The sequence below is a fragment of the Rhizobium sp. RHZ01 genome (assembly GCF_014851595.1).
In the GTDB taxonomy this organism is placed as follows: domain Bacteria; phylum Pseudomonadota; class Alphaproteobacteria; order Rhizobiales; family Rhizobiaceae; genus Rhizobium; species Rhizobium altiplani.
The window spans coordinates 92,980-107,081 of sequence record NZ_JACUZZ010000006.1; the positions used below are offsets into that span (position 1 = coordinate 92,980).

The 14,102-nt window shown below is 57.6% G+C and carries 12 protein-coding genes and 2 tRNA genes; 6 read left to right on the forward strand and 8 right to left on the reverse strand.

Annotated features, from left to right (window positions below):
- Window positions 1-225: 225 nt before the first annotated feature.
- The 3 genes from IB248_RS09040 to IB248_RS09050 all read right to left on the reverse strand — a co-directional run bounded on the left by IB248_RS09040 (window position 226) and on the right by IB248_RS09050 (window position 4,948).
- Window positions 226-3,069, reverse strand: coding sequence for a valine--tRNA ligase (locus IB248_RS09040; RefSeq protein WP_018859397.1), 2,844 nt, complete (start codon window positions 3,067-3,069; stop codon window positions 226-228).
- Window positions 3,070-3,186: 117 nt separating this feature from the next.
- Window positions 3,187-4,062: a DUF2497 domain-containing protein gene (locus tag IB248_RS09045; RefSeq protein ID WP_192240736.1), complete on the reverse strand. Its 876-nt coding sequence runs from the start codon at window positions 4,060-4,062 to the stop codon at window positions 3,187-3,189.
- A 220-nt stretch (window positions 4,063-4,282) separates the two neighbouring features.
- On the reverse strand, window positions 4,283-4,948 hold the full coding sequence (locus IB248_RS09050; RefSeq protein ID WP_192240737.1) for a protein-L-isoaspartate O-methyltransferase: 666 nt from the start codon (window positions 4,946-4,948) through the stop codon (window positions 4,283-4,285).
- 368 nt (window positions 4,949-5,316) lie between these two features.
- Here IB248_RS09050 and IB248_RS09055 point away from each other — a divergent pair, with 368 nt between their 5' ends.
- Window positions 5,317-5,463: a hypothetical protein gene (locus IB248_RS09055; RefSeq protein ID WP_018859400.1), complete on the forward strand. Its 147-nt coding sequence runs from the start codon at window positions 5,317-5,319 to the stop codon at window positions 5,461-5,463.
- A gap of 219 nt (window positions 5,464-5,682) precedes the next feature.
- Here IB248_RS09055 and IB248_RS09060 read toward each other — a convergent pair whose 3' ends face one another.
- The 3 genes from IB248_RS09060 to IB248_RS09070 all read right to left on the reverse strand — a co-directional run bounded on the left by IB248_RS09060 (window position 5,683) and on the right by IB248_RS09070 (window position 7,124).
- Window positions 5,683-5,865, reverse strand: a complete 183-nt coding sequence (locus IB248_RS09060; protein WP_018859401.1) for a hypothetical protein — start codon at window positions 5,863-5,865, stop codon at window positions 5,683-5,685.
- A gap of 597 nt (window positions 5,866-6,462) precedes the next feature.
- Window positions 6,463-6,536: transfer RNA gene (locus tag IB248_RS09065), tRNA-Cys, on the reverse strand.
- A gap of 123 nt (window positions 6,537-6,659) precedes the next feature.
- Window positions 6,660-7,124 (reverse strand): BA14K family protein, encoded by a 465-nt coding sequence (locus IB248_RS09070; RefSeq protein ID WP_192240738.1) that lies wholly within the window; start codon window positions 7,122-7,124, stop codon window positions 6,660-6,662.
- Between the two features lie 193 nt (window positions 7,125-7,317).
- Between IB248_RS09070 and IB248_RS09075 the strand changes: the two genes are divergently transcribed.
- Window positions 7,318-7,959 (forward strand): DUF47 family protein, encoded by a 642-nt coding sequence (locus tag IB248_RS09075; RefSeq protein WP_113470110.1) that lies wholly within the window; start codon window positions 7,318-7,320, stop codon window positions 7,957-7,959.
- Window positions 7,960-8,964 carry an inorganic phosphate transporter gene (locus IB248_RS09080; RefSeq protein ID WP_018859404.1) on the forward strand — a complete coding sequence of 335 codons (1,005 nt, stop codon included), beginning with the start codon at window positions 7,960-7,962 and terminating at the stop codon, window positions 8,962-8,964. It begins immediately after the preceding gene.
- Here IB248_RS09080 and IB248_RS31640 read toward each other — a convergent pair whose 3' ends face one another.
- The gene (locus IB248_RS31640) at window positions 8,965-9,261 is read right to left on the reverse strand and encodes a hypothetical protein (RefSeq protein ID WP_025659101.1); all 297 of its coding nucleotides are present in this window, start codon (window positions 9,259-9,261) and stop codon (window positions 8,965-8,967) included.
- Between the two features lie 117 nt (window positions 9,262-9,378).
- On the opposite strand from IB248_RS31640, the gene IB248_RS09085 reads away from it, so the two are divergent.
- Window positions 9,379-9,453, forward strand: a tRNA-Asn gene (locus IB248_RS09085).
- Between the two features lie 178 nt (window positions 9,454-9,631).
- Window positions 9,632-10,975 (forward strand): site-specific integrase, encoded by a 1,344-nt coding sequence (locus tag IB248_RS09090; RefSeq protein ID WP_169683951.1) that lies wholly within the window; start codon window positions 9,632-9,634, stop codon window positions 10,973-10,975.
- 83 nt (window positions 10,976-11,058) lie between these two features.
- Here the strand turns inward: IB248_RS09090 and IB248_RS09095 are convergent, their stop codons facing one another.
- Complete coding sequence (locus IB248_RS09095) at window positions 11,059-12,969, reverse strand: hypothetical protein (protein WP_192240739.1); 1,911 nt, start codon at window positions 12,967-12,969, stop codon at window positions 11,059-11,061.
- Between the two features lie 605 nt (window positions 12,970-13,574).
- Between IB248_RS09095 and IB248_RS09100 the strand changes: the two genes are divergently transcribed.
- Complete coding sequence (locus IB248_RS09100) at window positions 13,575-14,078, forward strand: super-infection exclusion protein B (RefSeq protein ID WP_169683953.1); 504 nt, start codon at window positions 13,575-13,577, stop codon at window positions 14,076-14,078.
- Window positions 14,079-14,102 lie beyond the last annotated feature (24 nt).

A 14,102-nucleotide genomic window follows, 5' to 3' on the forward strand; every position in this document is an offset into this window, starting at 1 on the left:
CCCAAGCAATTGAGGTCGACCATTCCACGATAACGCCGCCCTGTAACAGAGAAACAACAGTCATATTTTTCGCCAAACGGCTCAAGAAAACGTGTGAAATCAAGGATTCCCGTCAGCGATCCCGGCAAGCCTGGCCTTGAAATCCATCAATCTCGACCGAGCCTGAAAAAAGGCGCCCGATTCGCAATCGGACGCCTTAGAATATATTACTACCAAGCGTTGATTTTATGCCGCCTCAGACACACGCGATAGTGCAACCCGCAGGCTGGCGATCTGGCCTTGCAATTCCTCGAGGCGATCACGTTCAGCGGCGACCACCTCAGGGTTGGCATTCGCGACGAACTTCTCGTTCGAGAGTTTGCCGTTGATGCGGGCGATCTCACCGTCGGCCTTGGCGATCGCCTTCTCGAGGCGAGCTTTCTCCGCGGCAAGGTCGATCAGGGTGCCGAGCGGCAGGCAGACAGTTGCCTCGGCAACGATGATCTGCGCGGCTCCCTTCGGTGCCTCGCTGCCCAGCGAGATGGCGTCGACACGGGCAAGACGCTTGATCGCGGCGTCGTGCCGAACGAGCCGCTCGCGCGTCAGGCTGTTGGCGTCCACAACGACCAACGGAGCAACGGCAGACGGCGGAACGTTCATTTCGGCGCGAACCGAGCGAATGCCGGAAACCAGATCGATCAGCCAGTTGATCTCATCGGCCGCCGCATCGTCGGCGTAGGACGGCGCCGGCCATTCGGCATGGCAAACCAGCGTGTCGCGTTCGATGCCCTCGCCTGCGGTGTGCGCCCAGAGTTCTTCCGTCATGAACGGCATGAAGGGATGCAGGAGCTTGTAAATTTCTTCCAGGATGTAGGCCGCGCAGGCCTGCGCTTCCTTTTTAGCACCCTCGTCCGTGCCGTTGAAGACTGGCTTCAGCAGCTCGAGATACCAGTCGCAGACCTGATTCCAGACGAAGCGATAGAGCGCCCCTGCTGCATCGTTGAAGCGGTAGGATTCCAGGGCTTCCGTTACGTCACGTTCCGTACGGGCAAGCTCCGTCAGGATCCAGCGGTTGATCGTCAGTTCAGCTGCTTCCGGCACGAAATGCGGATCGCTCTTGGCGCCATTCATCTCGGCAAACCGCGTCGCATTCCAAAGCTTTGTGCCGAAGTTGCGGTAGCCGGCAATGCGGGCTGGATCGAGCTTCACGTCACGACCCTGGGCTGCCATGATCGCCAGCGTGAAGCGTAGCGCGTCGGCGCCGTATTCATCGATCAGTTCCAGCGGATCGATGACGTTGCCCTTGGACTTCGACATCTTCTGGCCGTTCTTGTCGCGGACCAGCGCGTGGACATAAACCGTGTGGAACGGCTCGACCGGAACGCCATCGTCATCCTTCATGAAATGCAGGCCCATCATCATCATGCGGGCAACCCAGAAGAAGATGATGTCGAAGCCGGTGACCAGAACGTTGGTCGGATAGTAGCGGTCCAGCTCCGGCGTCTGTTCCGGCCAGCCGAGCGTCGAGAACGGCCACAGCGCGGAGGAGAACCAAGTGTCGAGAACGTCTTCATCGCGCGTCAGGATTTCGCCGGGCTTGAAGTTCTCGAGCAGGTCTTCGACGTAGGCCTTCATCGGGCCTTCGTGCGAGAGATAGTGCTGGATCGCCGCCTGCAGCGCTTCTTCTTCGGTCTTTTCAACGAAGACCTGACCATCCGGACCGTACCAGGCCGGGATCTGATGGCCCCACCAGAGCTGACGGGAAACGCACCACGGCTGGATGTTCTCCATCCACTCGTAATACGTCTTGTCCCAACTGCGCGGAACGAGCTTAGTCCGGCCTTCACGGACCGAGGCGATCGCCGGTGCCGCGAGCGTCTTGGCGTCGACGTACCATTGCTCCGTCAGGCGCGGCTCGATCGGGACACCACCACGGTCACCGTGGGGAACCATGTGTTTGTGCGGCTCGACCTTGTCGAGCAGGCCGCCTTCTTCAAAGATACGAACGATGATCTTGCGGGCCTCGAAACGATCCTTGCCCTCAAGTTCGTCCCAGGCGCCGTGCAATGCGGCGGCATCCGGAATCCCCTCCAGGAAATCCTCATTATCCTTGAGCGTGATCCGAGCGTCGGCAGTGAGCACGTTGACGACTCGCAGACCGGCACGCTTGCCAACATCGAAGTCGTTGAAATCATGTGCCGGCGTCATCTTGACAGCGCCGGTTCCGGCCGTCGGGTCCGGATAATCATCGGCGACAATCGGAATTCGCCGACCAACGATCGGCAGGATGACATGCTTGCCGACGAGCGGCTTGTAGCGCTCATCCTTCGGGTTCACCGCGACGCCCGTGTCGCCAAGCATCGTTTCCGGGCGAGTGGTCGCGACGACGATATAGTCACGCGTTTCCCATTCCGTTGCCTTGCCGTCGTCATCGAAGGCGATGGGATGCTGATAGGTGACGCCGGGCTCCAACGGATAGCGGAAGTACCAGAGATTTCCGTTGACCTCGTGCTGCTCCACCTCGATGTCGGAGATCGCCGTCAGGAGTTTCGGATCCCAGTTGACAAGGCGCTTGTCCCGATAGATTAGGCCTTCCTTGTAAAGCGTTACAAAGACTTCAAGAACGGCCTCCGAAAGCCCCTCGTCCATCGTGAAGCGCTCACGCGACCAATCGCAGGAGGCGCCGAGGCGCTTCAACTGGTTGAAGATAAGGCCGCCCGATTCCGCCTTCCACTCCCAGACCTTATCGATGAAGGCTTCGCGCCCCATGTCGCGGCGACCTGGCAGCTGCTGTTCCATCAGCTTGCGCTCGACAACCATCTGGGTGGCGATGCCAGCATGGTCCATTCCCGGCTGCCAGAGCACATCCTTGCCACGCATGCGCTCGAAGCGGACCATGATGTCCTGCAGCGTGTTGTTCAGCGCGTGCCCCATGTGCAGCGAGCCGGTCACGTTCGGCGGCGGGATGACGATGGTAAAAGTCTCGGCGCCCGGCTTGGCGTTGGCGCCCGCGCGGAAGGCGTCCGCCTCATCCCATTTCGCAGCGATTTTCGGTTCAACGGTAGCGGAATCGTAGGTCTTGTCGAGCATTTGGGGACCAAAATCTGGAGGTTCTTAGATGCGGGTTGTAAATAGGATGGCTACGGGCAAGTCAATAAAAAAGCCGCCCCGGAGACCGGAGCGGCTTTTGAGCAAAGGCGTTTCCGATCAGCGGCGCGGGCCACGCGCCACGCGTTCGATCTCTTCGCGCACGAGACGTTCGACCAGCGTCGGCAGATTGTCGTCCAGCCATTCGCGCAGCATGGGGCGCAGCATGTCTTCGGCGATCTCATCAAACGACCGGCGCTCGGCACCATCGATTGCGGCGGCAAGCTCCTCAAAGGAACGAGCGATCTGCAGTCCGGCGTCGTGCGAGAGCAGCGCTGGCTGCTGCTCGTGCTCAACAACGCTTGGCATTGTTTCTTTCGCAGCCTCGGCGACAGCGGCAACTGCTACCTCGGCCGCGGGAACGACAGCTGGTCGCGGCTCCATGGCAACGACCGGAGGTAGCTCGAATGGAACCTCTACCGGCGGGCGAACAGCAACAATTTTCGCCGCAGGAACTGAAAAGGGTGCGGTAACGGCTTCCGTAGGGCGCGGGGACAGCGGTGCCTCGCCGACAGCGTCCGGCGTTTCAGTCCTCACCTCGGTGGCTCTTGCTTCCGGCGGCCGAAATGCCGGCGGCACTTCGCGCTGCAACTGCGCAGCGTTCCTCTCCGAGGCGGCACGGACGCGCGCAGCGACATCGGCAAGAGACATGGCGCGCGGCTGTGCCTCCGGCACGGGAGCCGACCCTGCCGAGTTGGCCGCGACGAAACGCGGATCGGGCTGAGCGACCGTTTCAGGGAATTCCACGCCAGCGTAGGTCTCGTCCACCGTCAAATGAATGTCCGAGCCGCGATCGTCCTCGTCAGCACCATAAACCGCCGGCAGTGACGCGGAGAGTGCCCTGCCCGCACCGGGGTCATTGCTCTCGATGATCTGGCGGATCGACGCCAGAATCTCTTCCATGGACGGTTCACGCGCTACGCTTGGCTGAGCCATATCTATCCCCGTTACTCCGAAAAACGACCGGATTGCGTGGAATGGGCATCCGAATCACCCATACCTTAGGATAGCCGAGGATTTAAAAAAATCATCGCGAATCAAATGAATGATGCCATGCACAGCTTTTCTGCCACGCTGCCTGGCGCTCGGATTCCATGGCGGGAAAGAAAACGGGCGCCAGAGGCGCCCGTCGAGAATCGGTCATCGGAGCTTTGGCTCAGAATACGAATTCACGCGCCTTGGCAAAGCCGGGCAGCGGCTTCACGGAGGCGTTGAAATAGACGTTTTCGGAAATTGTGCCGCGCTCGCTCACGAAAACCTTCGCACGCGCCGAACCGCCGTAGCCCTGTACGGTGACCAGACGGCCACCATCACGAAGCTGCGACAGCAAGGAGGAAGGAACCTCCTCGACCGAGCCGCTGACGAAAATGAGATCATAGGGAGCGCCTGACGCGTTGCCCGCATTGAGCGGCCCCGTGACGACCGACACATTTGTGTAGGCGGCGAGGTTGGTCTTGGCTTCCGCCGCCAGCGTTTCCTCCTCTTCAACGGCGATCACCGTATCGGCAAGCTGCGAGAAAAGAGCCGATACATAGCCACTGCCAGCGCCGATCTCGAGGACGACGTCATCCTTCGTGACAGCCGCAAGCTGGAGCAGCTTTGCAAGCGGCGACGGCTGCATGAGGTAGCGCGCCGGCTTGCCGGCCGCTGCAGGACAGATTTCAACATCACGATCGATATAGGCGAGCGGCTTGGCCTTCTCAGGAACGAAAGCCTCGCGCGGCACCGTGAGGAAGGCCGTCAGCACTGAATGCGAGGTGACGTCCGTCGTGCGAAGCTGGTTGTCGACCATGTTTGCGCGTGCTGATTCGAAATTCATCATGTCCTCTCGCCCGTAGAAGCGGCTTTGTCTGCACGTCTCTTAATCTCAGCACACCGGCCTTTCAAGGCTTCGCGAATGCCTGCGCCAAGAATTCCAGTACGAGTGTCGCGGAAGTGACCCGACCGCAATCCTTCATGGAACAAACGCGGGCGCCGTGATATTGTTGCAACCGGAGGAACAGAGGAGGAGTAGGCCATGCCTAATATCATCGAATATCTCTCGTTGTTCGACTTCTTCATCATCGCAACACTGGTCGGCATCTTTTGCTGCGGTCTTTTCGATCGTGAAACGAGCTGACTGCCTGCCTTCAGGCCGTTGTCAGGTTCTGCCCCAATAGTGTCGTTCCCTTGGGATTCGACGGACGGGACATGGCAATCAAACCAATCTTGCTGGGCAGCCTTTTCATCTGCGTGCTGCTCGCGATCATTCTCCTGATTCCCTTTGTGCGTGTCGGCGCGCCGAATGTCGCGACGTCGGGCGTGTCGCCAGTGCCGTCACTGCAGCGAGTGAACTGAACGCCAACGGGGGCGTTTTCGCTGGGTGACAAATGGACCGCCACTGCAAGGTTCTTTTTAGGCAAGAACAAACGACGAAACATAGCTCTAAGCACCAATAGCGGCCGTCAAACAGGAGCTGTAGCGTATCGACGCCGACCTTGGAGCCTCCCCAGCCCCTCCCCGGTCGACAACCCGGCCGGGGCCCTTGATAGCCGCGGCCGGGGCCGCCCGGCGGGCCTATTGCAGTTCCGTTTCCTCTTCTATGTCGACGAGAATGCCGTAGCGCAGCGCTTCTTCCTTTGCCTCTTTCAGGGCCTCGTCGATCAGTATCACCAGCACGTCGGCGTGCCGCTCGCGCTTCGCCATTTCCCGCGCCACGCTCAGGGCAAAGATCAATTGCGGCATTTGGGTCGCCGGCATGGGAGGCGCTCCTAACAACTCAACACAAAGCTTAGGGCCTATCGAAAATTCGGCAATCCGACGATTTGGGTATGGAAGACATGCGCCAGCGCTAGTGTTGTGTGGATTCTCACTATGCCGATGGAGCAATTGCCAAAGCAGGTGAACTTGGCGGCGCGGGAACGGACGCAACAAAGAGAGTGCTGTCGACACTGAAGGCTCTTACGTCGAGGCGGCAACCCAGAAGCCGGGAGGGCCAGCCTACTTGGCTAGCCCCTCCAGCATTTCGGGACAGTGAACATACCCCCGCCGAGTCTGCCACGGGCAATGGACCTGTTCAGCAAGTGGGTCCGGTGCCTCAAAGCCCCACCGTCCTCCGCAGACTTGCAAGAGACACAATAGCCCCGTAGCAGGGGCTATCCTAGACGGACCTAGGTCCTAATCCGATTGGAGTAGGTGGTTGCCGAGGTTAGGCTCGAAGTTTCGTCGGATGAAACCAGCACGTTGAATTCGCCGCTGTTGTCGACCGAATGGCGGCCTGAAGACGCGACCACAACACCGCGGCACTGTGGGAAACACAGCCGCAAAATCAATGACTGCAGAATGTATGGGAAGGTTTGGAGGCCTCGCCCGGAATTGAACCGGGGTACAAGGATTTGCAGTCCTCTGCGTCACCACTCCGCCACGAGGCCTCACGACGCTTCATGACCGAAGCGTTGGCGGGCATTTAGAATGAATAGAAATCGAGTGCAAGGGGGTAGTTGAAAAACCGGCGGTATTTTGGATCGTCATGCCGCCGGTTCCGTAATCAACCACTAGTAGGGCGAATAGCACTGCCGCCGCGGACCGTAATAGGGCTGATAGGTGTTGTCATAGGCCCGATAGGACCGGTAGCGGCTGTAACACCAGTCGACGTGCGAATTGCCCACCGGTCTGGCCTGCGGCTGCGAAGCGATCAGACCGCCGATGAGTGCGCCGGCAGCAAGACCGCCGAGCAGCGCGCCAGTATCGTTGTAATCGTTGCGGTAGTAGCTGTCGCGATAATAGCGATTTCCGTAGTACCGATTTCCGTAGTCGCGATTCCCGTAGTGGCCATGGCGGTAGCCGCCACAACGATAGATGTTGCAGCGGTCGAAGCCGCGGCTGTTTCTGACGCCGGAATCTCCAAACCCACCGCGACTCTGAGCGGAATGCTCATCGCCTGAGTTTTCGGCAAAAGACGGACCGACGCCAGCGAGGCTCGTCGCAATTGCCAACATCAATACCGCAAGTTTTTTCATTCCGGCACCTTCTAATTTCGTACGCACTTCGCGTGAAGAACGCTCAGGATAATAACGTCCAAAAAGCTTCCAAGTTCCGCCTTACGCCTTCCATCTCCGGGCGAAAAGAATCGCGGCTGGTGCAATTGTGACACTTTTATTGCAAGTCCCGCTATTTTATGACGACCTTCAAAAATAGCTATGGATGGATGGAATGCTCAGCTGGTTTCGTAAACTTCTTCCTCGCGAGGATCAGTTCTTTGATCTCTTTGCACAGCACTCCCGAACAATCGTCGGCGCGGCGGAAGCGCTCAACGAATTGCTTGCAGGCAAGGATATCGAACACCATTGCGACCGGATCGTCGCGCTCGAAAACGATGCCGACAACATCACGCGCGAGGTGCTGCTTGCGGTCCGCCGGAGCTTCATCACGCCTTTCGACCGTGTTGATATCAAGGATCTGATCCAGTCGATGGATGATGCGATCGACATGATGCATAAGACCGTCAAGACGATCCGTCTCTTCGAGCAAACCGAATTCGATCCGCGCATGCAGGAAATGGGAGCGGCGATCGTCCAGGCAGCACACCTCATAGCCGAGGCGGTCCCCCTGCTCAGCCGCATCAACTCCAATGCCCCGCGCCTGATGGCGATCACCGAGGAAGTCACCCGCGTCGAAGGACGCTCCGACGAACTGCACGACAATGGTTTGAAGGGACTCTTCGTACGGCATGGCGCGTCGAATGCGATGGCCTATATCATTGGCAGCGAAATCTACGGCGAACTCGAGAAGGTCGTCGATCGCTTCGAGGACGTTGCCAATGAAATCAGCGGCATCGTGATCGAGAACGTCTAGATGGACGCCACCCTCGCCTTTCCATTGCTGGCGGCTCTCATCGCGGTCGCTCTCTTCTTCGACTTTCTGAACGGCCTGCACGATACCGCGAACTCGATCGCGACGATCGTTTCGACGCGTGTGCTCAGGCCGCACCACGCGGTCGTCTGGGCCGCTTTCTTCAATTTCATCGCGTTCCTGTTCTTCGGCCTGCACGTGGCTGAGACCTTGGGGACGGGCATCATCGATCCCAACATCGTGACGCCGCTGGTGATCTTCTCGGCGCTGATGGGCGCAATCATCTGGAATATCGTCACCTGGATCTTCGGTATCCCCTCCAGTTCCTCCCATGCGCTGGTCGGCGGGCTGGTAGGCGCTGGCCTCGCAAAGGTCGGCTTCAGCTCGATCGTATGGGGCGGATTGCTAAAAACAGCCGGCGCGATCGTCATGTCGCCGCTGATCGGCTTCATCCTGGCGCTCTTCCTCGTTCTTGCCGTTTCCTGGATCTTCGTTCGGCAAACGCCGTTCGCCGTCGATCGGACGTTCCGCCTCATGCAGTTCGTTTCCGCCTCTCTCTACTCGCTGGGCCATGGCGGCAATGATGCGCAGAAGACAATGGGCATCATAGCAGTGCTCCTCTATTCGCAGGGTTATCTCGGCGGAACCTTCCACGTACCGCTCTGGGTGGTCCTGTCCTGTCAGACAGCCATGGCAATGGGAACGCTCTTCGGCGGCTGGCGAATCGTTCACACGATGGGATCGAAGATAACCCGCCTTAACCCGATGCAGGGATTCTGCGCGGAGACCGGCGGCGCGCTGACGCTCTTTGCGGCCACGTGGCTCGGCATCCCTGTTTCCACGACGCACACGATCACCGGCGCCATCATCGGCGTTGGCGCGGCACGGCGCGTTTCAGCCGTCCGCTGGGGCCTGGCGGGCAACATCGTCGTCGCCTGGGTCATTACGCTTCCGGCAGCGGCACTCATTTCCGCATTCTTCTACTGGGCTGCAGGCCTGTTCAGCTGATCAAGGGGCGGGTTTCCGCCCCTTCTTCCACCAGACGGACAATCGCCGCCGCATCCGCCGGACGAGAGGAAGGTCGTGCGATAGAATAAGGAACCCCAGCGGAAGCATCCAGAAGCCGAGGACGGGCAGGAATCCCAAAAAACCGCCCAGGATCAGCACAACGCCGATCGACATCCGGGCAAGGCGCGACCGCGGGAATGGGAAACTTACGGACCCCAGAATGAGACGGCCCGTGGTGTGGTCGATGCCAAATCGCTTGGCGGCCGGTTTTCCAGTGGTATCATGTGCTTCAGTCATCCACAGGAGATGGGGTTATACAGAACGAATACAAGCGGATGTCATTTTTTTGAAAAAACCGCTTGGCAAATCGGGCAAGCATTTGTATTAGGCCACTCACACCGCGGCGAGCGGTGATCCCTGGTAGCTCAGCGGTAGAGCATTCGACTGTTAATCGACAGGTCGCCGGTTCGAATCCGGCCCGGGGAGCCAGATTCAAAAGGGCTGCGTCACAAGCGCAGCCCTTCTTTTTTCCTGCGTTTACAAACACTTAGCGTCACGCCATCGAGCTGGATCAAGAGCTGCATTTGCCCGCCTCTTGCTGTTTTGGCTACATTTTGGGATACATTGCGGACTACATCGGGACTAAAGCCGAAGGAAGCCACCCCTCATGGCCAATGACGATATCTCGCGATACGTGGTCAAACACCCCACCAGCGGCATTTATCGGTACTACAGACGCGTTCCGATCGAGGTCGCGCCGCTCGATCGCCGCGTTCACGTCAAGCAATCCCTGAAGACGAAGAACCACAAGGAAGCGCTCAGCCGCGCCGAGGACGTCCACCAGGCGCTTGAGACGCTTTGGAAAGCCCTTCTGCATGGCGAGGGCAAGGAATCGTCTGTGGCGCGATACGAGGCCGCACTGAAGGCAGCCCAATCGCTCGGGTTCACCTACAAGCCGGCGGCCGACGTCGGAGAAGCTGACCTCGTCGAGTTCGAGCGTCGCATCGCGGTGGCCGAAGATGCCTTCGGCCAGTCCGAGACGATTGTGGACGCGGTCATGGGAACGGCCGACGAGCCCGCCCCTACCCTGAACGATGTCTGGACGCTCTACGAGGAGCATAACGAGGCGGGGATGACAGGTATGTCTCCCGACCAGTTGCGCAAGCACAAGAACTCACGCCTGCGTGCAATCGAATACGCCAAGAGCCAACTTGGCGAAGACATGGAGCTTGGCCGGATCGTTCGCGCTGACATTCTCCGCTACCGCAGCTGGTGGACCCAGAAGGTGAAGACAGAGAACCTGAAGGCTTATACGGCGAATCGCAGCTTCAGCGACATGCTCGGCATGCTGACGGTGATCGATGAAGCACTGCACACGAACTACAAGGAAGTCTGGACAAAAAGCCGGATTAAGGAAACCAACGCCAACAAGCTCGACAAGCGCCGGCCCTTCTCAGTCGACTGGATACAGAGCAAGATCCTTGCTCCCGATGCCCTGCAGACCATGAACCTCGACGCGCGCTGCATCGTCTACATCATGATCGAAACAGGTATGCGGCTCGGCGAGGTCTGCAACCTTCGCCCCCAGGACATCGTCCTCAATGACGAGGTGCCGCATCTGGAGGTCGCGGAGCGCACCGATCGGCGCCAGAAAACGGAGTATTCGATCCGCCGCATCCCGCTCGTTGGCGTCGCGCTATGGGCCGCGAAGCAGTATCCGGAAGGTTTCCCGCGCTACCAGGACAAAGCTGATGTCGCGTCTGCCCTGATCAACAAGATGATGAAGAAGGAGGAGCTGCGCCCTACCCGGCTTCATACGCTCTACTCCTTCCGCCACACGTTTCAAGATCGCATCGAGAACGCCGGCGTCTCCGATCGGATGCAGGCCGACCTCATGGGGCATGAGTTCGGCCGTCCGGTCTACGGCGACGGCTCGGAGATGGAGCGGCGCCGAGCGCTGCTAGAATCGATCAAGTTTGAGTGGGAAGAGCTCGAGCTGGCTCGCGATTAGCGGTGGAAAAGGCTCGCCTCCAGACGTCTATCCCGCTACCGGTGATGGCTCCAAATTGGTCAAGGCGTTCCAAACTCCGCTCGTTAGTGAGCTTGTGTGATGCGTTTTGCTTTATAATCGAGAAGTTGCGCGTTAACTTTTCTTCTGAGTTCGTTTCGCGTCCTCCATGTATCCAGCTCGGCCGCATCGGCCTCACTTGGAGTTACCGATACTAAAAGTGCGCCCCAAAAATCCATTTCCTTGACCTTGCTGACGCCCTTCGCGAAAAGATCAGCATCGCTTGTACTTGACACGTTGCCGTATGCCGTTGCCGCGTCCATCGTATCAAGCAGGGCGATAGCCTCTATTAGGCGCGCTTCCTGCGGCGTTGGATTGTCCGGCAGTTTCTCCCACGCGCTGGCTGGAGTTTTGTCGCCTGCAAGCAAGATCTGATTTATGTACGCTATTGTCGTAAGTCGATTTGAACGGTCATTTCGCGGCTGAGGGCTTTGAACCATTTGAGCGCGTTCCTTTTTACTCTTCGTGGAAACACGAGGTTTCGACGTAAATTTCGCCGATTCAGGTACGCTCAGAAGGCCGTCCACTAATTGATAGGTCTTCAAAGAGAGATCGAGAACTTGAAGACCCATCAGCACGTCGGCGCGCCAGCCCTCGGCCTTAGCCCGCTGAATCGCGTCCTGAAGCTTTGCATCCGCCTCCGCGATTGCCTCCCAGGCATCCTCGCGGTTCTGCTCCATAACGGAGATGGCTTTGACCGACGCTATCTCGCGATCAATCTGTGCAATTTTATTGAGTGAGGATTTCGGCGCATTGGTGTCTGCTAGTAGATCCGCAAGATTTGATGCCAAGCCGCTATCCCAATTCGCGGCGAGTGCACGGCTAAGCGAGACTACGGCCTCAAGCCCCCGAAGGCCTTGGATGGCCTCAGCTCGTAAATTGAACTGGTTGACCTCCTTCAACAACGTCTCATGATCAGTCCGATGCTGTTTGCTGGCGTCGTTGATATCCGGTGTACCGGGAGCGCCTGGCAAATCGCCAGCGATCACCTGGCCTCCATCTTCAGTCAATTCGATTTTGAAGAGATCTCCCGCTTCAATCGGCACCTTTTTTAACGCGCGGCTCCAACTTTGGTGCTCCACACGCCTGGTAACGTCTATATCTCCGGTGCAATCAATCCCCGGCAGGGGACCATCTAAAGGCCTATCCACCCGTAATCCTGATCGAGGTTCGCCGCAATCGACCTTACCCCTTTCACGAGTCGTGACTGTTCTTACGAAGCTCATCCAAGGGTAAGATCCGTCTTCAATTACAGAATCCTTCTTACCTGAAACTCTCTCCATGATGAGCTTCTCTTCTGCCGATTGTGTGCCCTCAAGTTGCCCTCTGATTGATACGAGGCTTCCGACGGTTGCGCCCTCAGCCAGCCGAAACCTCTGGTCATATTCGGAAACGATAACGCTTATCTCTTCGTCAGGCTCGTTGATTGACCGCGCCGCTGCTATTTCGATGAGCATTGCACTTGATATTGTCGGGACGACGAAATCACTTCGCCTGAATAGCGCATTCCGTTCGCTTCGAAGATTGAGCATAAGCGTTCGGATATCTGCTTGAAGCTGCGAAGCCCTTGCCTTCTTGCCCTCAGCCTTCGCGCGCTTCAGTGAATCAATGAGCCCGTGCATTGTGTCGAGCTGGCCGAAGACGGTCTCCGACCTGGAGATGTCTCGATCTTCGTTCATGATTTCTCTGGTCTGCTCGGGCAAATCCTGAACTAGAACGATTATAGTCTCGATCCCCTTCTCGATGCCATTCAGACGCTTGTGCACGGCACGCAACATTTCCAATGACGCGAGGGTGGCCTCAAGATTGAGATCCGGCCCCTTGTTTCCCATCGAAACGATGCCTTGGACGACGCTAATTCCCATCCCTACAGTCACAGGGTCGACGAAAGCTTGGGCTGGCGATGAGAAAAAAAATGGAGTGGTGGCGGTTATCATCGCCATAACCCATATGTGCCGTTTTAGCTGAGGAACCATTCTCCCTCCCCCTCAGAAGCCAAGTGCTCAGGAAAGCATGTTACCACTTCTCATCGAATTACCAACGTCACCTTTCTTGCTATGCGCGAAAGATCACGAAAGGCGCCACACGCTCGCATGACTTACGTTGGGGTTAGTTCCGACCAAGTTTTGGGACTTCCCGGTGCGATACCCAAAAGGAACGGTTGAGCACTTATCGCCCAGCAGCCTGCGTGATTGGACCACCGACCTGACCCTACTAATTGGAAGCACCAGTTTTCCTGAACGCTCAGCGCTGCCATCCGCGCAGTCCCGCATTGTACGCCGCTGCATGGCATGGCAGAACAATGCCATTACGCCTTCGACCCAAGATTGGAGCTGGTGAAGAGGGTTTAACTTTGAATGCGCTAATTGTTTTTCTTTAATAATTGGCCCCACTACAACGAATCTGTGGCTCAATTCGGGGCCCATTTTGGGGCTCAGCGCGCGCTATATAGTCGAACCCCAATTTCCTGCTTGGCAAGCTCGGTTGTGATCAATTGACTTTGTATGATAGCGCTTGATCAGGGACGATCACGGGGACTCATATGCCGGACTGGCTGACGAACATCTTTTCGCTAACACATCAGATCAGTTCGAGGGTAGCGCTGCCAATCCTCATAACGACGGCCTTAATCCTGTTTCTGCCGGATCCCTATGCCGGGGCGCTAGGGATAGATCAATTTCGAAATACCTATCGGATCTGGATTGGTGTTTTTCTCCTGCTATCTGCTGCCGCCCTCCTTACCAATTTCGCCTGGGCAATTTGGGATTTGGTGAAACGCCCTATCTGGGACTGGTATTTCATCCAAGCAAACAAGGGGCTGCTGCGCCAATTGACGGCAGATGAAAAGATTGTCCTACGACGGTTTATTCACGACGGAGAAGCCTCAGTCTCAGCGCAGTTGTCAAATGGCACTGTAAGCCTGCTTGAACATAAGAGGATCTTATCTCGAGCATCCTCGATATCCGCGCCGTTCGGGGCGTTCCCCTATATTATGCAGCCTTGGGCGCGGGAATATCTAACGAAGTATCAGTATCTTTTGGACTAAAACAACGCCTTCGATGCGATTAAG

What these genes read in the sequence shown, in the direction of transcription:
- IB248_RS09040 (WP_018859397.1), bottom strand. Translation starts at nt 3,069, where the DNA reads ATGCTCGACAAGACCTACGATTCCGCTACCGTTGAACCGAAAATCGCT.
- IB248_RS09045 (WP_192240736.1), bottom strand. Translation starts at nt 4,062, where the DNA reads ATGGCTCAGCCAAGCGTAGCGCGTGAACCGTCCATGGAAGAGATTCTG.
- IB248_RS09050 (WP_192240737.1), bottom strand. Translation starts at nt 4,948, where the DNA reads ATGATGAATTTCGAATCAGCACGCGCAAACATGGTCGACAACCAGCTT.
- IB248_RS09055 (WP_018859400.1), top strand. Translation starts at nt 5,317, where the DNA reads ATGGCAATCAAACCAATCTTGCTGGGCAGCCTTTTCATCTGCGTGCTG.
- IB248_RS09060 (WP_018859401.1), bottom strand. Translation starts at nt 5,865, where the DNA reads ATGCCGGCGACCCAAATGCCGCAATTGATCTTTGCCCTGAGCGTGGCG.
- IB248_RS09070 (WP_192240738.1), bottom strand. Translation starts at nt 7,124, where the DNA reads ATGAAAAAACTTGCGGTATTGATGTTGGCAATTGCGACGAGCCTCGCT.
- IB248_RS09075 (WP_113470110.1), top strand. Translation starts at nt 7,318, where the DNA reads ATGCTCAGCTGGTTTCGTAAACTTCTTCCTCGCGAGGATCAGTTCTTT.
- IB248_RS09080 (WP_018859404.1), top strand. Translation starts at nt 7,960, where the DNA reads ATGGACGCCACCCTCGCCTTTCCATTGCTGGCGGCTCTCATCGCGGTC.
- IB248_RS31640 (WP_025659101.1), bottom strand. Translation starts at nt 9,261, where the DNA reads ATGACTGAAGCACATGATACCACTGGAAAACCGGCCGCCAAGCGATTT.
- IB248_RS09090 (WP_169683951.1), top strand. Translation starts at nt 9,632, where the DNA reads ATGGCCAATGACGATATCTCGCGATACGTGGTCAAACACCCCACCAGC.
- IB248_RS09095 (WP_192240739.1), bottom strand. Translation starts at nt 12,969, where the DNA reads ATGATAACCGCCACCACTCCATTTTTTTTCTCATCGCCAGCCCAAGCT.
- IB248_RS09100 (WP_169683953.1), top strand. Translation starts at nt 13,575, where the DNA reads ATGCCGGACTGGCTGACGAACATCTTTTCGCTAACACATCAGATCAGT.